At 61.4% G+C, this 22,515-nt stretch carries 19 protein-coding genes and 1 rRNA gene; 8 read left to right on the plus strand and 12 right to left on the minus strand.

What is annotated here, in order from left to right; all coding sequences use genetic code 11:
- Positions 1-33 precede the first annotated feature (33 nt).
- Positions 34-351 (minus strand): helix-turn-helix domain-containing protein, encoded by a 318-nt coding sequence (locus tag D886_RS0114995; protein WP_027594701.1) that lies wholly within the window; start codon positions 349-351, stop codon positions 34-36.
- A gap of 600 nt (positions 352-951) precedes the next feature.
- On the opposite strand from D886_RS0114995, the gene D886_RS0115000 reads away from it, so the two are divergent.
- The 8 genes from D886_RS0115000 (at position 952) to D886_RS0115035 (ending at position 8,871) form a co-directional block, all read left to right on the plus strand.
- Complete coding sequence (locus tag D886_RS0115000; RefSeq protein ID WP_027594702.1) at positions 952-2,190, plus strand: OprD family porin; 1,239 nt, start codon at positions 952-954, stop codon at positions 2,188-2,190.
- Positions 2,191-2,378: 188 nt separating this feature from the next.
- Entirely contained in the window at positions 2,379-3,185 is an 807-nt protein-coding gene (locus tag D886_RS0115005) for an NAD(P)-dependent oxidoreductase (protein WP_027594703.1), read from the plus strand.
- Positions 3,186-3,210: 25 nt separating this feature from the next.
- Positions 3,211-4,089, plus strand: a complete 879-nt coding sequence (locus tag D886_RS0115010) for an SMP-30/gluconolactonase/LRE family protein (RefSeq protein WP_027594704.1) — start codon at positions 3,211-3,213, stop codon at positions 4,087-4,089.
- A gap of 63 nt (positions 4,090-4,152) precedes the next feature.
- Complete coding sequence (locus D886_RS0115015; protein WP_027594705.1) at positions 4,153-5,124, plus strand: TRAP transporter substrate-binding protein; 972 nt, start codon at positions 4,153-4,155, stop codon at positions 5,122-5,124.
- 66 nt (positions 5,125-5,190) lie between these two features.
- A complete protein-coding gene (locus tag D886_RS0115020) occupies positions 5,191-5,718 on the plus strand; it encodes a TRAP transporter small permease (RefSeq protein WP_027594706.1) in 528 nt (175 codons plus the stop codon).
- Positions 5,719-6,999, plus strand: a complete 1,281-nt coding sequence (locus tag D886_RS0115025) for a TRAP transporter large permease (RefSeq protein ID WP_027594707.1) — start codon at positions 5,719-5,721, stop codon at positions 6,997-6,999. It begins immediately after the preceding gene.
- A 53-nt stretch (positions 7,000-7,052) separates the two neighbouring features.
- Entirely contained in the window at positions 7,053-7,976 is a 924-nt protein-coding gene (locus D886_RS0115030; protein WP_027594708.1) for an EamA family transporter, read from the plus strand.
- Positions 7,977-8,001: 25 nt separating this feature from the next.
- Complete coding sequence (locus D886_RS0115035) at positions 8,002-8,871, plus strand: aldose 1-epimerase (RefSeq protein WP_027594709.1); 870 nt, start codon at positions 8,002-8,004, stop codon at positions 8,869-8,871.
- A gap of 146 nt (positions 8,872-9,017) precedes the next feature.
- Here D886_RS0115035 and D886_RS0115040 read toward each other — a convergent pair whose 3' ends face one another.
- The 11 genes from D886_RS0115040 to rrf form a co-directional block, all read right to left on the minus strand.
- A complete protein-coding gene (locus D886_RS0115040) occupies positions 9,018-10,313 on the minus strand; it encodes an MFS transporter (RefSeq protein WP_033694215.1) in 1,296 nt (431 codons plus the stop codon).
- Between the two features lie 171 nt (positions 10,314-10,484).
- On the minus strand, positions 10,485-11,381 hold the full coding sequence (locus tag D886_RS0115045; RefSeq protein WP_027594711.1) for a LysR family transcriptional regulator: 897 nt from the start codon (positions 11,379-11,381) through the stop codon (positions 10,485-10,487).
- Positions 11,382-11,467: 86 nt separating this feature from the next.
- Positions 11,468-13,498: a pyridoxamine 5'-phosphate oxidase family protein gene (locus tag D886_RS0115050; RefSeq protein WP_027594712.1), complete on the minus strand. Its 2,031-nt coding sequence runs from the start codon at positions 13,496-13,498 to the stop codon at positions 11,468-11,470.
- Between the two features lie 27 nt (positions 13,499-13,525).
- Positions 13,526-14,155 (minus strand): glutathione S-transferase family protein, encoded by a 630-nt coding sequence (locus tag D886_RS0115055; RefSeq protein ID WP_027594713.1) that lies wholly within the window; start codon positions 14,153-14,155, stop codon positions 13,526-13,528.
- Positions 14,156-14,328: 173 nt separating this feature from the next.
- Positions 14,329-14,880, minus strand: a complete 552-nt coding sequence (locus D886_RS0115060; RefSeq protein ID WP_027594714.1) for a UPF0149 family protein — start codon at positions 14,878-14,880, stop codon at positions 14,329-14,331.
- A 90-nt stretch (positions 14,881-14,970) separates the two neighbouring features.
- On the minus strand, positions 14,971-15,960 hold the full coding sequence (locus D886_RS0115065) for an asparaginase (RefSeq protein WP_027594715.1): 990 nt from the start codon (positions 15,958-15,960) through the stop codon (positions 14,971-14,973).
- Positions 15,957-17,108, minus strand: a complete 1,152-nt coding sequence (locus D886_RS0115070) for a hypothetical protein (RefSeq protein ID WP_027594716.1) — start codon at positions 17,106-17,108, stop codon at positions 15,957-15,959. The genes D886_RS0115065 and D886_RS0115070 overlap by 4 nt, the downstream gene beginning before the upstream one ends.
- Positions 17,109-17,119: 11 nt before the next feature.
- The gene (locus D886_RS0115075) at positions 17,120-18,016 is read right to left on the minus strand and encodes a nitrilase family protein (protein ID WP_027594717.1); all 897 of its coding nucleotides are present in this window, start codon (positions 18,014-18,016) and stop codon (positions 17,120-17,122) included.
- Between the two features lie 148 nt (positions 18,017-18,164).
- The gene (locus D886_RS0115080; protein ID WP_027594718.1) at positions 18,165-20,099 is read right to left on the minus strand and encodes an FAD-dependent oxidoreductase; all 1,935 of its coding nucleotides are present in this window, start codon (positions 20,097-20,099) and stop codon (positions 18,165-18,167) included.
- Positions 20,100-20,296: 197 nt separating this feature from the next.
- Positions 20,297-21,940, minus strand: a complete 1,644-nt coding sequence (locus D886_RS0115085) for an acetolactate synthase large subunit (protein ID WP_027594719.1) — start codon at positions 21,938-21,940, stop codon at positions 20,297-20,299.
- A gap of 290 nt (positions 21,941-22,230) precedes the next feature.
- Positions 22,231-22,346, minus strand: a 5S ribosomal RNA gene (gene rrf / locus D886_RS0115090).
- Between the last annotated feature and the right edge of the window lie 169 nt (positions 22,347-22,515).

The following is a 22,515-nucleotide window of genomic DNA, read 5'->3' on the forward strand; positions in this document are numbered from 1 at the left end:
TCACCCCAACCTTCGTAATAGATGCGCACTTGCTCAAGCATTGTCGTGTTTACTCCTGATGCGCTGCCGCTTGGCACTCTGCTCGTAGCGATGCAGGTCAGCGAGGCTGTCCAGCTTGGGCAAGAAAAGGCCTTCTAGCTCCTTGCCGCGCCCCAGCACCATGGCCACCTTGACCAGGTTCTCAAAGCCGACATTTCGCCCAGCCTCTAGATTGGACACGGTATTGGTAGCGATACCCGCCCTGCCAGCCACATCGGCCTGCGTCATCTGCTGCGCTAGCCGCTCGGTGCGCAAACGTTCGCAAAGGCGCTTCACGACTTCGCTCGGCTTACTGAGGCTTAAATCCAGCATAGCGAGTAATAACTCCATGAAATCCACTTAACACACAAGATAGTAGTGGTAGGCCCTGTCAGCGATCAATCTCAATAATCACAATATTCTGTGTCTTATTGATGAAATAATCAGTTTAGCAACAAAATAATGGAATTAAATTAAGATACGCATACACGATCTTGATCGTCATGGAGGTTAGAGAAAATCAAGACACCCCTACCCTACACAAGACTCAGTCATCGTATCTCCACACGAACCCCTGGCCCCCGGTATAGAGCCCACCACCCCTCATACCACCCAGAATGCCGCGACAACATCTCACCCTCATCACACCACAAAGCGTTGACATCCCCACCACCACTTGATAAAAATCGCCACAGTTGTACGACAACGCATAACAAAAACAACAATCCGTGGACGATCCCCATGTCGACTTCAATCGCGCTATACCCCCGCGTTGCACCTTTCCCGATTTCGTCACCTGCGGCCACCTAGGGCCGTAAGCCCGTTTCACCCTCCCTGGCCGTGACCGGCCCGTTACCTACCCGCCCCTACCGCTGGCCGCTTGCGCGTGCACGGTGGACGGGCCGCCACACCCTTTTGTGGAGCACAACAATAATGAGAATCTGCCAAACCCTTCCCTTTGCCCTGCTCGGCGTCGGCATGCTCGGCAGCCTGCCGGGTACCACGCTGGCGGCGGGCTTTGTCGAGGATGCCAAGGCCACGCTCGGCCTGCGCAACTTCTACATCAACCGCAACTTCACCAACCCCAGCAACCCGCAAAGCAAGGCCGAGGAATGGACGCAGAGCTTCATCCTCGATGCCCGCTCGGGCTTTACCGAGGGGCCGGTGGGGTTCGGTGTGGATGTGCTGGGCATGTGGTCGGTGAAGCTTGATGGCGGTGGCGGCACCTACGGCACCGGGCTGCTGCCGCGCCACGACGATGGGCGCCCAGCCGATGACTTTGGGCGCCTGGCGGTGGCGGGCAAGGCGCGGATCTCGAAGACCGAGCTTAAGATCGGCGAATGGATGCCGGTGCTGCCGATCCTGCGCTCCGACGACGGCCGTTCGCTGCCGCAGACGTTCCGCGGGGGGCAGGTCACCTCCAACGAGATCGCCGGGCTGACGCTGTATGGCGGGCAGTTCCGTGGCAACAGCCCGCGCAATGACGCGAGCATGGAAGACATGAGCTATGGCGGGGCGCTTTCGGATCGCTTCAACTTCGTCGGCGGCGAATACAAGTTCAACCAGGACCGCACACTGGTCGGGCTGTGGAATGCGGTGCTCAAGGACGTGTACCAGCAGCAATACCTGCAACTGAGCCACAGCCAGCCAGTGGGTGACTGGACCCTGGGCGCCAACCTGGGCTACTTCCATGGCGATGAAGACGGCTCCGAGCGTGCCGGGCAGTTGGACAACAAGACCTACTCGGGGATGTTCTCGGCCAAGTATGGCGGCAACACCTTCTGGGTTGGGCTGCAAAAAGTCGATGGCGATACCTGGATGCGGGTCAATGGCACCAGCGGCGGGACGCTGGCCAACGATAGCTACAACTCCAGTTTCGACAATGCCAACGAACGCTCGTGGCAGGTGCGGCATGACTTCAACTTCGTCACCGTCGGGGTGCCGGGTTTGACGCTGATGAACCGTTATATCAGCGGGCAGGATGTGCACACCGGTGCGGTTACCGATGGCAAGGAGTGGGTGCGGGAAACCGAGCTTGCGTATGTGATCCAGAGCGGGGCGTTCAAGGATTTGAGTGTGAAGTGGCGGAACTCGAGCATTCGCCGGGATTACAGCAACAACGAGTTTGATGAGAACCGGTTGATCTTCAACTATCCGTTGTCGCTGCTGTAATAGGGGGCCGCTTTGCGGCCCATCGCGGGCAAGCCCGCGCCTACACGGACCGCGTGAAGCCTGTAGGTGCGAGTTTGCCGTAATGAGGCATACAGGGTCACAGAATTAACATTGACAACTCTGGAACCCGCTGCCGATAATTCAGCTCAGTCATACGACAACCTACAACAATTAACAACGAGCCGGCCATGACCCCAACTCCCCTCAATCGCCTGCTGCTCACCGGAGCCGCAGGCGGCCTGGGCAAGGTCCTTCGCGAACGCCTGCAAGGCTACGCCGAGGTCCTGCGCCTTTCCGATATCAGCCCGATGGCACCTGCCGCGGGCCCGCATGAAGAGGTGGTGGCTTGCGACCTCGCCGACAAGGCAGCGGTCCACGCCCTGGTCGAAGGCGTAGACGCCATCATCCACTTCGGTGGCGTGTCCACCGAGCATTCCTTCGAAGACATCCTCGGCCCCAACATCTGCGGCGTGTTCCACGTCTACGAGGCGGCGCGCAAGCATGGCGTCAAGCGCATCATCTTCGCCAGCTCCAACCACACCATCGGTTTCTACCGCCAGGACGAGCGCATCGACGCCCACTCCCCGCGCCGCCCCGACAGCTACTACGGGCTGTCCAAATGCTACGGCGAAGATGTCGCCAGCTTCTACTTCGATCGCTATGGCATCGAGACCGTGAGCATTCGTATTGGCTCGTCGTTCCCGCAACCGCAGAACCCGCGGATGCTCTGCACCTGGCTGAGCTACGACGACCTGGTCCAGCTGATCGAGCGCGGGCTGTTCACGCCCGATGTCGGCCACACCATCGTCTATGGCGCCTCCGACAACCGCACCGTGTGGTGGGACAACCGCCATGCCGCGCACCTGGGCTATGCGCCTAAAGACACCTCCGAGGTGTTCCGCGAGGCCGTCGAAGCCCAACCGGCGCCCGCCGCCGATGACCCGAGCATGGTCTATCAGGGCGGCGCTTTCGCCGTGGCCGGACCGTTCAACTGACCCCCGCGCGCCAGGAGGCACGGCCATGAACTGCGAACTGATCGTCGACGCCCGCAACGGTACCGGCGAAAGCCCTGTGTGGCACCCTACCGAACAGGCCCTGTACTGGGTCGACATCCCTGCCCGCACACTGCACCGCTGGCAGCCCAATGGGGCCCAGCAGGCGTGGCAAGGTGACGAAATGCTCGCCTGCATCGCCCGCACCGAACACGGGTGGGTCGCGGGGATGGAAAGCGGCATCTTCCACCTCGAACCCAAGGCCGACGGCAGCCTCGACAGCCGCCTGCTCAGCACCGTCGAACATGCCCAGGGCGGCATGCGCTTCAACGATGGGCGCTGCGACCGCCAGGGCCGCTTCTGGGCCGGCACCATGTTGATGGACATGCCGCAGGGCGCCCATGTCGGGGCGCTGTACCGGCATGACGGCGAAGGGCACCTGCACCTGCAGCAGGACGGCATGATCGTGCCCAATGGCCTGGCCTTCAGCCCCGACGGCACGCGCATGTACCTGTCGGACTCGCACCCCAACGTGCAGAAAATCTGGGTGTTCGACTACGACATCGACAGCGGTACGCCCCACAACAAGCGGTTGTTCGTCGACATGCATGCCTACCCTGGCCGCCCCGACGGCGCCGCCATCGACCAGGACGGCTGCTACTGGATCTGCGGCAACGACGCCGGCCAGATCCACCGCTTCACCCCCGATGGCCGTCTGGACCGCTCGCTCAATGTGCCGGTGAAAAAACCGGCCATGTGCGCCTTTGGTGGCGCCAACCTGGACACCCTGTTCGTCACGTCGATCCGCCCTGCGGGCATTGACCTCTCCGACCAGCCGCTGGCCGGTGGGGTATTTGCCTTCGAGCTCGGCGTCAAAGGCCTGGAGGAGCCTGCCTACCGGGGCTGAACACCCGCTCTGCCACACACTTGCACACACGAAACCGGATAATAAAAACCACGGAGTTTCACCATGACCTTCAAACGCAAGCTGCTCCTTGCCGTACTCCCCTTCGCCTTCAGCCTGTCGATGCCGGCCTCCGCGCTGGACATCAAGTTCGCCGAGATTCACCCGGCCGGCTACCCGACCGTGGTCGCCGAACAGAACATGGGCAAAAAGCTCGAAGCCGCCAGCAATGGCGAGATCACCTTCAAGATGTTCGCCGGTGGGGTGCTCGGCTCCGAGAAGGAAGTGATCGAGCAGGCACAGATTGGTGCCGTGCAGATGACCCGCGTCAGCCTGGGGATCGTCGGCCCGGTGGTGCCGGACGTGAACGTGTTCAACATGCCGTTCGTGTTCCGTGACCATGAACACATGCGCAAGATCATCGACGGCGACATCGGCCAGGAGATCCTCGACAAAATCACCAACTCCGAATTCAACCTGGTGGCCCTGGCCTGGATGGATGGCGGCTCGCGCAGCATCTACACGAAAAAACCGGTGCGCAGCCTTGAAGACCTCAAGGGCATGAAGATCCGCGTGCAGGGCAACCCACTGTTCATTGACATGATGAACGCCATGGGCGGCAACGGCATTGCCATGGACACTGGCGAAATCTTCAGCGCCCTGCAGACCGGCGTGATCGACGGCGCCGAGAACAACCCGCCGACGCTGCTCGAGCACAACCACTTCCAGAGCGCCAAGTACTACACCCTCACTGGCCACCTGATCCTGCCGGAGCCGGTGGTGATGTCCAAGACCACCTGGAACAAGCTCACCGCAGACCAACAGGCACTGGTGAAGAAGGTCGCGCGTGAAGCGCAGATGGAAGAGCGTGCACTGTGGGACGCCAAGTCCGCAGCCAGCGAAGAGAAGCTGAAGGCGGCCGGTGTCGAGTTCATCACCGTCGACAAGAAGCCGTTCTTTGACGCCACCGCATCGGTCCGCGAGAAGTACGGCGCACCGTACGCCGACCTGATGAAGCGTATCGACGCCGTCCAGTAATACCGGCCCCTTCCAAGACGACCTCGACAGTGCGGCGGCCGCCGCCCTGTCGCTTTGGTGATGCCTATGAAATCGCTTTTCCTGAGCGTGAACGACACGCTGTACCGCGGCTGCATCTGGATTGCGGGCCTGTCGATCCTGACCATGACGCTGATCATTCCGTGGGGCATCTTCGCCCGCTACGTGCTGGGCACCGGTTCCAGCTGGCCTGAGCCGGTCGCGATCTTGCTGATGGTTGTGTTCACTTTCGTCGGCGCCGCCGCCAGCTACCGGGCGGGCGCGCACATGGCGGTGGCGATGATCACCGACCGCCTGCCCGCCCTGCAGCGCCAGCTGGTTTCACTGCTGGTGCAACTGCTGATGATCGTGGTGTGCGTGTTCATGACCTATTACGGCACCAAGCTGTGCATCACCACCTGGAACCAGTCGCTGGCCTCTCTGCCAGGCATACGCGTGGGCATGACTTACGCACCGATCCCGGTGGGGGGCGTGCTGACGCTGATCTTTGTCGTGGAAAAACTCCTGCTGGGCGACCAAAGCAACCGCAAGGTGGTGCGTTTCGACCTGGCTGAAGAAAGCGAAGGAGCTGCGTAAATGGATGCGTTCATTCTGTTGGGCAGTTTCATCGCGCTGATCCTGATCGGCATGCCGGTGGCTTACGCCCTGGGCCTGTCTGCACTGATCGGCGCCTGGTGGATCGACATCCCGCTGCAGGCGATGATGATTCAGGTGGCCAGTGGGGTTAACAAGTTTTCGTTGCTGGCGATTCCGTTTTTCGTACTGGCTGGCGCGATCATGGCCGAGGGCGGCATGTCCAGGCGGCTGGTGGCGTTCGCCGGGGTACTGGTGGGCTTCGTGCGGGGCGGGTTGTCGCTGGTCAACATCATGGCCTCGACGTTCTTTGGCGCGATTTCCGGCTCGTCGGTGGCCGACACCGCGTCGGTGGGCTCGGTGCTGATCCCAGAGATGGAGCGCAAAGGCTACCCGCGTGAATTCTCCACCGCCGTGACCGTCAGTGGCTCGGTGCAGGCGCTGCTGACCCCGCCCAGCCACAACTCGGTGCTGTACTCGCTGGCTGCGGGGGGCACGGTGTCGATCGCTTCGCTGTTCATGGCTGGGGTGATGCCTGGGCTGTTGCTGAGCGCGGTGATGATGGGCCTGTGCCTGATCTTCGCGAAAAAGCGCAACTACCCCAAAGGCGAAGTGATCCCGCTGCGCCAGGCGCTGAAAATCGCTGGCGAGGCACTGTGGGGGCTGATGGCGATGGTCATCATCCTCGGCGGTATCCTGTCGGGCGTATTCACCGCGACCGAGTCGGCCGCCGTGGCCGTGGTCTGGTCGTTCTTCGTGACCATGTTCATCTACCGCGACTACAAGTGGCGTGACCTGCCCAAGTTGATGCACCGCACGGTACGCACCATCTCGATCGTGATGATCCTGATCGGCTTTGCCGCAAGCTTCGGCTACGTGATGACGCTGATGCAGATCCCGTCGAAGATCACCACGGCGTTCCTGACCCTGTCGGATAACCGCTACGTGATCCTCATGTGTATCAACTTCATGCTGCTGCTGTTGGGCACGGTGATGGACATGGCGCCGCTGATCCTGATCCTGACCCCGATCCTGCTGCCGGTGATCACGGGCATCGGTGTAGACCCGGTGCACTTCGGCATGATCATGTTGGTGAACCTGGGTATCGGCCTGATCACACCGCCGGTGGGCGCGGTGCTGTTCGTCGGTTCGGCCGTCGGCAAGGTGAGCATCGAGTCGACGGTGAAGGCGCTGCTGCCCTTCTACCTGGCGTTGTTCCTGGTATTGATGGCCGTGACCTACATCCCTGCCATCTCGCTCTGGCTGCCCAGCGTGGTGCTGTAAAGCCAAATGGGGCCGCTTGCGGCCCCATCCTCTTTTGCAAATGGATCCTGCACATGGCTGTTCCCTCCTCTGCCACTCCCCTCTTTCCTCGCAAGCTGGCGCTGGCGCTACTGGCGCTGCTGGCCTGCTCGTTCGCTGCCAACCACGTTGCCGCACGCATCGCCTTCGATGACGGCACCGGCGTGCTGCTGGCGATTCTCTGCCGCTCCGGCATCACCTTTCTGGTCCTGGCCTGCCTGCTGCTGTGGCAACGCCAGGCAGTGGGCCTGCCGACCGGCACACGGCGCTGGCAATTGCTGCTTGGCCTGCTGATCGCCACGCAGAGCCTGTGCCTGTATTCGGCGGTGGCGCGCATCCCGGTGGCACTCGCGCTGCTGGTGGGCAATACCTTCCCGATGCTGCTGGCGCTGCTCACGTGGGCGTTGGGCGGTGCACGCCCGACTGGCCGCACCGTGCTGTTCATGGGCCTGATTCTGTGCGGCCTGGTGCTGGCGCTGGATGTACCGGCACGGCTGGCCGACAGCGCCGACGCCAACCCGCACTGGGCCCTGGGCGTCAGCCTGGCCTTCTGCGCCGCGTGCGCCTTCGCCTGCGCGCTGTGGATCACCGATCACAAGCTGGCCGCCGTGCGCGGCCCGGTACGCAGCCTGCTGACCTTGCTGATCGTGTTCTCCAGCATGCTGGTGGCAGGCGCAAGCGGCGTGATGCCTTCCGGGCTGTCGCTGCCTGCCAGCAGCAGCGGCTGGGCGGCCTTGGCCAGTCTGGTGGTGCTGTATGGCGTGGCCTTCACCCTGCTGTTTGTCTGTGTGCCCCGGCTGAACATGGCGCAGAACGCGCCGGTGATGAACATCGAACCGATCGCCACTTTGCTGCTGGGCTGGGCGTTGCTGGATCAGCGCCTGAGTACCTGGCAACTGATCGGCGGTGCCGTGGTGGTGTGCGGCATCGTGCTGCTGACCTATCGCCGGGCGAGCTGAGCAAACATTCTGAAAGGAGCCGCTGATGGCTGTCACCGAACTGCACCTGCAAGACCACCTGACCCGCCTGAGCCTGGCGCCGGACCTGGGCGCCAGCCTGATCAACTGGGAAGTGAAAGCGACCGGGCAGGCGCTGCTGCGCCACTCTGACCAAGACGCGCTGGCCAGCGGCACGCCGCGGCAACTGGCGTGCTACCCACTGGCACCTTGGTCCAACCGGATTGCCCAAGGGGGTTTCGAGCGCCCCGAGGGTTGGCTGGCGCTGGCGCCCAACACCGCACACGACCCCTACCCGATTCATGGCACCGCCTGGCAGCAGGCCTGGCAGGTGGACCACCACAGTGAACGCCGTGCCCGGCTAACGCTCGACAGCCAGTTGCCCTTTGCCTACCGGGCGACGCTGGATGTGCACCTGCTCGACGGGTGCCTGAACCTCGACTTGCATGTGACCCACCTGGATGAAACGGCCACCTGGTATGGGCTGGGGCTGCATCCTTATTTCCCGCGCTATCCGGACACCCAGCTAAGCGCTATGGCGCAGCATGTGTGGCTGGCAGAAGAGGGGCGGCTGCCGTCGTACCCGGCTGAGCTGCCTGATGACTGGTGCTTCGACACCCCGGGCGGGTTGCCGACCAGGGTGGTCGATCATGCGTTCGGTGGTTGGCCTGGCAGCTGCGTGATCGCACAGCCCAGCGCAGGCTATGCCCTGGAATGCACGGCCAGTGGGTGTGAGCACTTTCTGTTGTTCTGCCCACCGGGCAAGGCGTTTTTCTGCTTCGAGCCGGTCAGCCACCCGATCAACGCGCATCACCTGCCTGGGCGGCCAGGGTTGCGGTTGTTGCAGCAGGGTGAGGCGATGAGCTTGGGGTTCAAGATGCAGTATCGGGCGCTGTAGGGGGTTGCCTGTATAGGGGTCGCTTTGCGCCCCATCGCTGGCAAGCCAGCTCCCACAGGTGCGGCGCTTAACTTGGAGGCTACACAGTTCGGGTGGGAGCTGGCTTGCCGGCGATGGGCTGCAGAGCAGCCCCGCGATCTCAAGCTTTAAACCAGCACTTCGCCGGTGGCCACGCCCTGCCGCGCGACCGGCTCACCCCGTACCTCACGCGCAACCTTCCACACCAGCACCGCCGCAACGATATCGAACGCTGCCAGCACCACGAACAGCGGGCTGTAGCCGATCTGCGTCACCAGGATGCCGAACACCAGGGTAAAAACCGCCGCGCCCAAGTACCCGCACATCCCGCCCATACCTGTCGCGGTGGCCACCTGGTCCTTGCTGAACGAGTCCGACGTAATCGAATACAGCGCCCCCGACAGCGTCTGGTGCGCAAAGCCACCCATGCACAGCAGCAAAATCGCGGTATATGGGCTTTCAACCAAGCCAATGCACGCTGGGCCGATCATGCAGCTGGCACCGAACACCAGCACCATCTTGCGCGAGGTGAACAACGACACCTTCAAGTGACGGTGGAACAGCGGGCTCAGGTAACCACCGAGCACACAGCCGATGTCGGCCGCCAGAAACGGCAGCCAGGCGAACATCGCCACTTCCTTGATGTTCATGTGCCGCTCGGTCATCAGGTACAGCGGGATCCAGGCATTGAAGGTTTGCCAGGCCGGCTCCGAGAGGATGCGCGCGGAGGCGATGGCGTAGAAGTTTCGAGTCTTGAAGATGCGTTTCCAGGCGCCCTTCTCGCGCTTCTCTTCCTTGAAGTGCGCTTCCTGGCCAGACAGGATGTAGTCACGCTCTTCGCTGCTCAAACGCTTCTGATCGCGAGGGTGTTTGTAGAACAGCATCCACAAAACCGTCCAGACGATGCCGGACACCCCGACCATCACAAAGGCCAGTTGCCAGCCGCTGTGCAGGATGGCCCACACCACCAGAGGCGGCGCCAGCAACGCACCCAGCGAAGAGCCGATGTTGAACCAGCCGATCGCCACCGACCGCTCTTTGGCCGGGAACCATTCGGTGGTGGCCTTGACCCCGGCAGGCAAGCCGGCCGCTTCGGTCATGCCCAGCAGCCCGCGCATGAAGGCCATGCTTTGCCAGCCCGTGGCCAAAGCTGCGCCAGCACACGCCACCGACCAGGCCATGGCGAACACGGCAAAACCGAGCTTGGTCCCGATGAAGTCGATAAACCAGCCGGCGATCGGCTGCATAAGGGCGTAGCACACCTGCCAGGCGGCGACGATCTTGGCGTATTGCTCGGTCGTGATGGAGAGGTCGGTCATCAAGGTGGGGGCAGCCACCGAGAGGGTATTGCGGGCGAGGTAGTTGACGACGAGCCCAGCCGTGACGAGGCTGACCATCCACCAACGGATGCCTTTGATCTTCATGGGTCACCTGAATCTTATTTTTAGAGGTGCGGGTGAGTGCCTCAACGCTGGCAGCGTTAATTGAGACAATTTGTTTCAGGCGCAAGATTGCCATGTCGTAGGTCGTCGTACAACGTAAATTGTTAACGGATGTGTATCTTCAGGGGTGCTATTGCAGGGGGTTGTACGACCTCAATCCAGCCCTTGGGCTCGAAGCGCATGGGCTAGCATGTCGATGAAGGTCCTGACTTTGGCGGACCCGTACTTGCTCTCCCGGTGCAGCACATGGATCGGCCAGGGGGCTTCTTCGTACTCGGCCAGAATGACCTGCAACTGCCCGTTCGCTATCTCGTCTGCCACTTGGTATGACAGCAACCGTGCGATCCCCAGCCCGCCACTGGCTGCAGCAATCGCCCCATCATTGCTGGTCACCGTCAGTCGCGGCTTCATGCGGACCAGGGTCGGCTCATCCGTCACGCCGAAGCGCCAACCGGCCCGGGGCGACAAGTTGGTGGTGCCGATCACCGCATGGCCTGGCAAGTCCGATGGGTGTTGCGGCACGCCGTGGCGCGCCAGGTAGTCCGGCGAGGCGCAGAGCATGCGCCGCACCCTGCCCACCCGCAGCGCCTTCAGGCCGGAGTCTGGCAGCGGGCCGATGCGCACAGCCACGTCCATGCCCTCCTCGACCATGTTCACCACCCGGTCGAGGAAGTACGCAGACACGTCGACCTCGGGGTATTGCTGCAGGTAACGAACGATGCACGGCATGACGAACTTCTTGCCGAACAGGATCGGCGCGGTAACGGCCAAGTCCCCCTTGGGCGTGGCGTTGATACCGGCCGCGGCTTCATTGGCCTCGTGGATGCTGGCGAGAATATGCCGGGTGTCTTCCAGGTAGCGGCCACCCGCTTCGGTCAGGCGCACGCTGCGGGTGGTGCGCAGCAGCAGTTTGACCCCCAACTGGTCTTCCAGGGCACTGACGGCACGGGTCACTGCGGCGGGCGAGATGTCCAGCCGGCGGGCGGCAGCGGCGAAGCTTTCCAGCTCGCCGACTGCTACGAACACCTTCATCAGGTGAATCTGATCCATGCCGGCTCCTGGAATGTCGGGGGGTGTGGATTATCGATTATCTGCGGTTTTTTCGCTGCCCTGTGCGCAGGCCACAACGGTCAGCACTACAGTTCCAGCACCAAGGCCTGCGCGCCCTCCTCCACTTTAGCCGGCACGGCACAGCAGATCAGCGCCGTACCGCTTTCCGGCATCTCGGCAGGCAGGTTCGGGTAATGCACCTGCCCACTCACCACCTTGGTCTTGCAGGTGCCGCATGAACCACCCCGACAGCTGAAATCCGGCGACAACCCACGCGCCTCGGCAAGCTCCAGCAAAGTGCCGCTACCCGGTGCCCAGCGCGCCTCCTTGGCCGAGCTGGCGAAGTACACCGGCACCGCTTCGCTGGCAGCCGGGGGCTGCTGCAGCACCGGCTGGTCGTCGTCGGTGTGCCGCCTGAGCGTCGATGGCCCAAAGGCTTCGGCATGGATGCGTGCGTCGGGTACATGCACGGCACGCAGCCCTTCGTACAGGTCCTGGGTAAAACTCGCTGGGCCACACACATAGAAATCGTAGTCATCCAGCGCCAGCTGGGCTTTCACCTGCTCAATGCCCAGCCGGCCAGCATGCTCGTAGTCGCGCCCCCTGACCGCCTCGGCCTCAGGCTGGCTCAGGCAACGGTGCACACGCAACCATTCGCTCGCTTGCTGGCGCAGCGCCGCCAGTTCTTGCTGGAAGGGCAAGTCCGCCAGGCTTCGCGCACCGTGAAACAGGTGAATAGGCCGCGCCTGACGCCGGGCCAATTGTGCTCGTAGCATGGCGATCAATGGCGTGATACCCACGCCCGCGCCAATCAGTACAATCGGCCGTGCGCTTTGCTCATCCAGGGTAAAACTGCCCATGGGCAGGCGCACATCGAGCAGGTCCCCCACGGCAATGCGCTCATGCAGATAGCGCGATACCGGGCCCTGGGCCTTGACGCTGATGCGCAGGTAACCGTCCGACGGGGCGCTGGAAACGCTGTAGGTACGAATCAGCGGGGCATCGCTGCCCAGCGCGATACGCACAGGAATATGCTGCCCTGGCGCAAACTGCACGGGTGCATCTGCCGCCAGGTAGAACGAGCGAATATCACGGCTCTCCTGCTCTAGGCGCACCACCCGCCACGCCTGCCATTGACGCTGACGTTCACGCTGTTGCAGGCGTTCGCCGGCCTCGGCCCAGGTGCCGGTCATCAAGCTGGTCGGTGCGTATTCTTTAAAGGCCCAGCGCAGCGACACGGCTGCCGGGCGCCATACCACGTGCTCGACGTCCAGCGTCCACAGCCGCTCGGCGCCCTCGAACGCATTGATGGCAGGGCTCTCCAGTACCACTTCGGCATGCCCGCAAAGCTGCAGTACATTGCCGGTGGCGAAGTCGATGAACAGCAGCCCTGCCACCGGGTTCACCAACAGGTTGCCCAGCGTGTTGAAATGCAAATTGCCGGCGTAATCGGGAATGGTCAGGCGGTTGCCCTCGACCTTGACGAACCCAGGCCGACCGCCGCGGTGGGACACATCGACCGAACGCGGGCCATCGTCTTGCGCGACGTAGCTTGCAACAAAAAAGGTATCGGCCGCTTCGATCATGGCAACCGCGCGGGCATCCAGTGCAGTGGCATCGACGCGCCCTTTTGCCAGCTCATCGCTACGCGTGTACTCGCGCAGCTGGATGTACTGAGGGCAGTTGCCGAACGACTGCTCTACCGTCACTTCCAGTTGCCCGTTACGTGCCTGGCCGATCAGGCCGTTGATTCGGTTGCGCCTGCGCGTATGCAACTCGATGCCCAGCAGCCCGATTGCCTGCCCGCTCGCCAGCCCTGGTGTGGCGGGGTCATCCGCTTTCAGGTCCACGTTGATCAGCAACTGGCGTGGGTCGGGCGAGCTGACGAAGCCTTGCGGGCCTTCGAGGAAGGTCGCCCACGGCCTGCCGTGGGCATCCACACTGCCCGCCACCATGAACGGCAACTGCTGATAGAACGCGCGATGCTGGTCTGGCATGAAGTCGCGAATAACCTTCTGCCCGAACACCTCCATGCGCTCCGACACACCGACCTTTTCCTGCAGGATCTTCTCACCGCTGTGCCAAGGTGACGCGCGATGGCCTGGGAGCTGATGCATGGTGGCATTCCTCGAAGGGGGTTGAGCTCAATCGCCGGCTTGCAGGCCCGTGGCAGTACGCGGCATCGGCACGAAACCTGGCAGCGCCTCGACCCGTGCCAGCCAACTGCGCACGTTGGCGTACGGCTCCAGCGAGACATTGCCCTCTGGTGCATGGGCGATGTAGGAGTAGTTGGCAACGTCAGCGATGGTGGGCTCACTGCCTGTCAAGAAGGGGGCCTTGGCCAGTTCGGCGTCGATCACCTTGAGTAGGGTATGGGCACGGCCGATGACTTCATCGGTGTTGAACGCGGCGCCGAACACGGTCACCAGGCGAGCGGCAGCCGGGCCAAAAGCCAAAGGGCCTGCGGCGACCGACAGCCAGCGCTGCACGCGCGCTGCGGCTTCGGGCTCCTCGGGCAACCAGGTGCCGTTGTCGTATTTCTTGGCCAGGTACACCAGGATGGCGTTGGAATCGGCGATGACCGTGCCGTTGTCGTCGATGACCGGCACCTGCCCGAACGGGTTGAGGGCAAGGAACGCAGGCTGCTTGTGCTCACCTTTGGCCAGGTCGACGAAAACCAGCTCGGTCGGCAGGTTCAGCAACGAGAGCATCAGCTCGATACGGTGTGCGTGGCCAGACTTGGGGAAGTTGTAGAGTTTGATCTTGGTCGACATGGGCTTGGCTCCTGGTCAGCGCCGGAATGGGCTGGTGGAGGCCATGTTGGACCGATTCGACTGGCAGCAGAATCAGTGCTGGGGGGAAACCATAATTTCGCGTGGCGGAATAATGCTTGTAGAAGCGGCGCTAGGCCGCTTTTACAGTGCAGTGCACAGGCTGCATCTTCGGCTCAATGCCGCTGATTATGGAACTTGAACAACTGGCGTGCCGCCTCGATCACCTGAGGCACACAGGCTTGAATGTCCTCTTCACGCATTTGATCGAGCAACTCGAAGTTGTCCTCCAGCCCATGCAGGGAAATGGCCTTGAGCAGTTGATCCTGCTCAGGCGGCAACGCGTCCCAGCTGGCGACCTGGGTACCGCGCATATAGCCGAAGCACCACTCTTCCATGATGATCACAGCGCCATCGTCGGTTTCATTTTCCTCGAACAGCGGTTCGAACTGATCGATGTTGTCACCCAGTTCGTCCGCCACTTGGCTGGCGTAACGCAACATCAACGCCGTGTACGCCTCTTCATGCGCGGGCTTCTTGAATTTCGGCACTTTGCCACCCGCAACGGCTGGCAACCATTGTTCGGGGTGGACGGTGATGGGGGAACTGGCCAGGGCGGTAAAAAAACCATTGAGCTCGGCCAGGTTGAGTACCGAATAATCGTTGCCGTAGGTGATCAGCAGGTCTTCGAGGCGGTCGAGTTCTTTTTCGCTGAGCGCGGGGAGCATGGGGGTTGTCCTGAAAAGCAAAAGTGCAAGCACCCTAGCACAGCACGCACCAGAAGGCTGCCCGCAGCGACGAGGCTGCGGGCAGTTTCGCTAGCGTGGCAACCACGTGGGCAGCAGGGCCTGCCTGCCTGACCCGATCAGCAGCCAGAGCAGGACTCGGCACTTGCGCGGGCAAAGTTGCCCAGCCATGTGCAGCCCTTTTTTCTGCAGGTCGATCTCGCCGCCGACAAACCCATAGGTCGCTAGTGCCGTAGGCCCCCTGCCTGTGCGGGTAGCCACGATCACTGGCAAGCCAGGCGTGAGCTGGCCCAGCATCTCGGACCAGGCGCCCGAGACGTGCCCGGCACCAAACCCCGCAATCACCAGCCCCTCGTAACCCAGCGCTGGCAAGGCCTGTAACAAGGCAGTGTCCGCATCCAGGCAGGCCTCCAACAGGGCAACGCGATGATCGAGACGATGCGGCAGTGGCAGTACCTCCCGTGGTGAAGGCTGGAGGTGATAGCGCGCAACACCTTCGACCACTTCGCCCACGGGGCCACTGCCTGGTGACTCAAAAGCGGACATCGCCAGGCTGGCGACCTTGCGAACCTTCGCGGCGCTGTGGATCTGGTCGTTGATCACAACCAGCACGCCACGCCCCTGACTGGCCTGGGCTAACGCCACTTGCGCGGCCGCCAGTAGATTGGCCGGCCCGTCACAGCCCGGTTGGCTGGCCGAACGCATGGCACCGGTCAGCACCAAGGGGGCATCGAATGGCCAGAGCAGGTCGAAGAAGTAAGCCGTCTCCTCTAGCGTATCGGTCCCTTGGGTGAGCATCACGGCCTGCGCACCGCGCGCTATCTGACCACGCGCCCACGCCAGTACTTCAAGCAGCGTCACAAACCCGAGCGAGGCGCTGGGCAGCATGCCCAGCGTCGCCACTTCGAGGTGCGCCATTTGCCTGAGCGCTGGCAGCAAGGACAGTTGCTTCTCACAATCGAGCGTTGGCGTTACCCCCCCTTCAACCGTATCGACCTGCATGCTGACGGTGCCGCCCAGGCTGGCGATCGACAGCCGAGGCAACTGTGAAGACTCAGTCATGCCGCACCTCCTATCAGCCCCACCAGCGGCACGATCGCCAATGTACTGAAGGCCATGGACAAGACATTGCCGATGTAGCCATGCATATAGCTTGGCAACCGGCCACTGATGGCCACCGCCAATGGCGGCGCTACCAGCGCACCCAGCACCGCGCTGGCTACCACAACCTGCCAGTCACCACCGTGAATCAGCACGGCAGCCGGAACGATCGATACAATGGGAATGTAAGTGGGATACCAGCCACGCGCCTGCCATTGACGACGCCACACCAGCACCCCCACCATTGACGCCAGCGCCTGGCCTGCCACCATCTGCACGACCAGTTGCGAACCGTAGGCCGGTGCAGCAGGCGCAATCACATAGGCCAACAGCAGGCCCAGCAACAACCCGAGGCTGGCAAGCTCATTGCCGAAAAATGGCGCTTCACTGAAGTCAGCCAACACACGTCGAAAGGTCCAGACCACACCGTAATCAGGTTGACGAGTGACGGGCTGCAACCCCGCGGGCCTTTTGCCTTGGTGCACCCATGACGGGAAACGCTTGCACAGCAGGAAAGCCACTACGCTCGCCACGGCCATGCCGCCAACGTTGCCGATGACCACCGGCAGCTGCAAAGGAATGCACAGGTAATTGACCAGGAGCAGGCTGGCAGGCGTTACCAGCAGCGCACCGAGTAGCGCCCCGGTAATCGTCACCTGCCAGCCTCCGCCAAACAGCAATACCATGGCAGCCGGCAGCGACACGAAAGCGACGAAGGTCGGTTGCCACCCTCCCCCAGCCAGCGTCCACCCCCACAAGACGTGGCTGAGCAACAGGCCGAGCAGCGAGCTGGTGAACACCCACGGCCACAGCCCAGTGCCATAACAAATGGCAAAGCCTTGCCAGCGGTAGCCACGAAGACCGGCCCAATGCGCCAGACAGGCCCCCAGCAGCAGGCCCAAAGCCGGCAACTCGTGCTTGTAGAAAGCGACTTCGCTGATGTCGCCGACTATCCAGCGCAAACGGCTCAAGGGTTGATCAAGTGTGGCGGTGAGCTGTGCGTAGTCCGGCCATTGGCCGAAAACCAGGCTAACCATCAGCAATACGGTCAGGCAGGCCAATATCACCAGCGGTGGCCTTTGCCTGTTCGGGATGCTTATCTCGTTCATGTTCTGCCTCCTCAGCGCGGCATCGGGGCATGCAGGCGATAACCGAGGGTGTGGTCATAAAGATCGGTACGCCGATCTCGCGGCAGATCATTGAGGCTGTTCCAGATCGGCGCAGACCGAGCCGCACTGAGGTCCACATCGGCATAGAGGATGCTTTCCTCTTCCGCGCTTGCCACTTCTCCGATCGGCCAGCCGTTGGTGCCGGCAATCAGCGAACAGCCCAGAAAACGACCGCCACGCTCGCTGCCAATTCGGTTAGCAGCGGCGATATAGACGTTGTTGACGTGCGCTGCGGTCATGGTCAGGTAAGAAGCCATGCAGCGCCCGGCCTCATCGAACAGCGGCGGCGGCGTCCACACCCAGTTGTTGAGGCTGCAGAGGATGTCGGCGCCTTGTGCAGCCATCAGCCGGGGGACTTCGGGGAACCAGATATCCCAGCAGATCAGCAGGCCGATACGCCCAATGGGGGTTTCGAACACCGGGAACCCGAGGTTACCGGGCGTGAACCACAGCTTCTCCTGGTTCCATAAGTGCGCTTTGCGGTAGTGCCCAAGCATTCCTTCCGGGCCGAAAAGTACGGCGCTGTCATACAGCTTCATCCCATCCCGTTCGGCGAACCCCGCCGCCAGATAGATGTGATGATCCCGCGCAAAGTCCGCCCAGGCTTGGACGCTGCGCCCGTCGTGCAGGGCCTGCGCATGGGCATAGGCTTCTGCCCGCGAGTGGAACGTATAACCGGAGTTGGCAAGCTCTGGCAGGACAATCAGGTTGGCACCTTCGCGCACGGCGCGCCGGGCCAATGCCAGGCCCCTGCTCACATTGCTATCACCGTGCTCGACCCCCACTTGAGGGTCATACTGGATGACTGCAATGCGCACGGGGCTGACAGGGGTGCAGTGTTCAGACATGGCGGCTTCCTTTTATGTTTGTTGTGGAAGGGCGCCAGTAAAGCGGGGTTGGGCCTGGGAGCGACAGTCAGGACGCTCCCACAAGATCGTAAGGAAAAGGAAGAATTTTTGAGGGAAGGGTCCTACATATTGATTGCCGACGCCCTGATTACCGCACTTGATAATGCGGGTAATGATCCAAGGTGAAGCCACCATTGAACGTGGCTTTCGTGCGATTGCAGAGGTTGATCACGGTATCGATTGCAGTGCGCAGGCACGGCTCGGTCCAACCCGCGTCAACAGAGAAGGACTCTCCCGCCAGATAGAGTCCGGAGGCAGCGCTGAGGTCGCGGTTGTATTTCATCAGGCTGACTGCGTCGTAATAGGTACCTGCCCTGTACAGCTTTGCGCAGCCGAGAGCATTTCTATCTGTCATCCAGCGCTGTATGCGGATGTTTCGAGTATCGATGTAAGGCGATATGGCTTCCCCCATATTGGTACAGCGCATCAGAATCCGGTCGAGTTCCTGGATGCATTTGTTGCCCAACGCCTGATCTGATATCGCCCCCAATTTAGTGGCGTCATCTTCCCAGGTATAACTGAGCAGAATGCAGTCATCGGAGTAGCTGTCGTTGTAGCGGTAGGCATAAACATCGTGCACGAAGCTGTCAGTGACGAGGATTTGAGGGATGGCCACTTTGCGGTCGAGAAAGCTTTTTTTGAGTGGTGCATAGACCTTGCAACTGGTTTCCCAGTGGGCATGCTTCCAGGCATCGATGATCCGTTGCGGCAGAATCTCTCGATTGAAGCCATTGATCTGTATCTGGGTTTCAATCAGCCATGAAGGCGTGGTGAGGATTACGCTGTCGAAATCCTCGTGCAAAACCTGGCTATGTGCCGGGTCACTGTGCTGCCAGCGATACTCCACCCGGACACGCCCATCAGACCGCTTGTGCAATGCACAGACTGAACTGTCGGTCAGCAGACCGTCGTCTCGTTGAATGAAGTGATCATAGAGCGATGTGCCTTGCATCCCAACGTCCATGAACAGCAGACAATCATCCATCGCCGCAAGGCCCAAATAGGCAGGCGCCTGAAACATGAGCCCTTTGCTATCGGGTAACTGGCCCGCTCCCAAATACGGTGCGACGTAGGGTATGCCGCCCTCATCAACACGCCCATGCACCAACTGCAAATGGCTGCTGAAGCCAAAGATCGCAGTCCGCAGCGGGTACAAGCAGCAGACGTCATAGAATGCGCCCCAGCTGCCATCTCCAATGCCGATTGCATAGAAAATTGCCGACTCATCGCTGTTCATCCCCAACCCGCCGAAGTCTCCGGGGTTTTCAGCGCTCCAGGCGTCAAGGGCAGGCAACTGCACCAGGTCCCGGAAAGACAAGCGGTGATAACGTTCGACGATTGCCGACCACATCGCCTCCCAACCCCCCGTCCCATAATGAGCAGCGACCCGCTCGGCGAAATGCTCCGCAAAGCGCCGCCATTTGTTGTAGACATTCTGCAGCGTGAGGGTGGGAGGTGGTGTGTCTCCCTCCGGGTTAAGCCAAATCAGCAGCGTTGGATCCCCCTTCCCATCCAGCTGACCCTCTCGCAGATAAATACCGGTGGCATTCACCCAGGGCGTACCGGGATTGGGAAAGTCAGTCAGGCGCAGCTCGAACAAACTGGCGTAATAGGCCATAAGCGAGCGACCGTCCTTGGGTGGCTCTCCTGTCCTATTGAACAACGGCATACGCATAGCCCCCATTTCGAATGGGGTGGTGGGGTGCTTGTGATCCCCAAGCGTGTTCACCACAGTCAAATGACGCCCGCCCACACGCTTCGATTGCTCAATCAGGGTGATATGGGTAAAACCGCAACGCAACAGCTCCCGTGCGGCGGTCAACCCCGTTACACCAGCACCGATAATGCATATTCGGTGATGCGGCTGAGTAGCACGGGCTATACCTCCCGCTTGCTCGAGCAACCGGCGGTAATCAAAACAGAGATCGGGTGGATTGGGGTAGCGTGCAGCCCATGGCTGGGCTGGGGATGACGGCTCAACGGCCAAGTGTGCGGGGTGGTTGTGAGTCGATCCGATCGTCATGTTCTCGTGTTCGCCAAGGGTTGGGGAACCTGAGAATGGAGAATCGTAGAGTTACAGGCGCGGTGTTTATTTAATACCACTTGGTGTCTGGCGCAAAGCATTCGCGGGGGCGTGCCTACTCCCAAGGTAAGCACAGTCCTCAGGAACTGTGCAGTACTTGTGGGAGCGGGCTTGCCCCGCGAATAGGCCGTTAAGCCTTATACCGCCAGCGCGCGCTCACGCAGCTCGCTGTTGAGGATGCGGTCGTTCTCGCTGTAGTCGACCGGGCAGTCGATCACGTGTACGCCAGGGGTGTTGATGCAATGCTCGAGCAGCGGCAGCAAGCCTTCGGCGCTTTCCACGCGGTGGCCATTGGCACCGTAGGCTTCGGCGTATTTGACGAAGTCCGGGTTGCCGTAGTCCAGGCCAAAATCGGTGAAGCCCATGTTGGCCTGCTTCCAGCGGATCATACCGTAGCCGTCATCACGCAAGATCACCACGGTGACGTGCATGCCCAGACGAACTGCGGTTTCCAGCTCTTGGCTGTTCATCATGAAGCCGCCGTCGCCACATACCGAGATTACCGGGCGGTCCGGGTACACCAGGTGCGCTGCCATCGCCGACGGCAGGCCGGCGCCCATGGTCGCCAGGGCGTTGTCGAGCAGCACGGTGTTCGGCTTGTGGGCCTTGTAGTTACGGGCGAACCAGATCTTGTAGATGCCGTTGTCGAGGGCAACGATACCTTCAGACGGCAGCACGCGACGGATGTCAGCGACCAGGCGCTGCGGGTAGACCGGGAAGCGGTCGTCGTCGGCGCCTTCGGCGATTTGCGCTTCGTTGGCTTCACGGATGGCCATGAGGCGGGTGAAGTCCCAGTGCGAAGTGTCGCCCAGGCCTTCAGCGATTTGCCAGACGGCGTTGGCGATGTCGCCGATCACTTCGACCTGCGGGAAGTACACGGCATCGACTTCGGCGGAGCGGAAGCTGATGTGGATGACTTCGGTGCCGCCACGGACCATGAAGAACGGCGGCTTCTCGATCACATCGTGGCCGATGTTGATGATCAGGTCGGCCGCTTCGATTGCGCGGTGGACGAAGTCACCGGACGACAGCGCGGCGTTGCCCAGGAAGCGCGGGCTGCGCTCGTCGACCACACCCTTGCCCAACTGGGTGGTAACAAACGGAATGCCGGTCTTGTCGATCAGCTGCTTGAGGACCTTGGCGGTCATCTTGCGGTTGGCGCCGGCACCGATCACCAGGATCGGGCTGCGAGCGGTGCGCAGTTTTTCGATGGCGGCTTCGATGGCCACGTGCTCGGCCAGCGGGCGGCGGTGCAGGCTGCGCGGGATCGGCATGGCATCGGTCTGCTCGGCAGCGATGTCTTCCGGCAGTTCCAGGTGCACGGCGCCTGGTTTTTCTTCTTCAGCCAGACGGAACGCTTCACGCATGCGCGAAGGAATGTTGTCGGCCGAGGCGAACTGATGGGTGTACTTGGTGATGGGGGCCATCATGCCGCACACATCGATGATCTGGAAGCGGCCCTGTTTGGACTTCTTGATCGGCTTTTGGCCGGTGATCATCATCATCGGCATACCGCCGAGGTAGGCGTATGCACTGGCGGTGACCAGGTTGGTCGCGCCAGGGCCGAGGGTCGACAGGCTGACGCCGGTCTTGCCGGTCAGGCGGCCATAGGTGGCGGCCATGAAGCCCGCAGATTGTTCGTGGCGGGTCAGGACCAGTTTGATCTTCGACTTGCGCAGGGATTCCAGCAGGTCGAGGTTTTCCTCACCAGGGATGCCGAACACATACTCGACACCTTCATTTTCCAGGCATTGCACAACGACATCGGCGGCCTTAGCCATCTTGCTCTCTACCTCAAGTGATAGGACGGTGAAAGTCCATAAATGCGCAGCACGGCACGCTGGCATCGCTCTATTCGGGCGCGAGGGTGCCCCGAACCTAAGTCTTGACGCAGGTTAGGCAGGGCAAAGTCACGTGCGCGAACAGGATTAATTGTCGCACCCTTGAGCGCGTTTGAAGAGGTACAGGACGGACAAAACATCTTTGCCTGGAGACAGCGGATCTGCGGTTATAAACAGCAGAAAGACAAAACCCCTACCTGCTCGCGCAGATAGGGGTTTTGCGAAATGAATCTTGACGATGACCTACTCTCACATGGGGAAACCCCACACTACCATCGGCGATGCATCGTTTCACTACTGAGTTCGGGATGGGATCAGGTGGTTCCAATGCTCTATGGTCGTCAAGAAATTCTGTAGCCAGAATGTCCAGATGGACAGCCCAGCGAATTCGGATATGCGATTTTGTGGTTACGAACTTTCGGTTGTTTCGTCTTCACCACCGCAATTCGCGCTAGCAAATTGCTTGGGTGTTATATGGTCAAGCCTCACGGGCAATTAGTATTGGTTAGCTCAAC

It is taken from the genome of Pseudomonas sp. LAIL14HWK12:I7 (assembly GCF_000483465.1).
GTDB lineage: Bacteria > Pseudomonadota > Gammaproteobacteria > Pseudomonadales > Pseudomonadaceae > Aquipseudomonas > Aquipseudomonas kermanshahensis.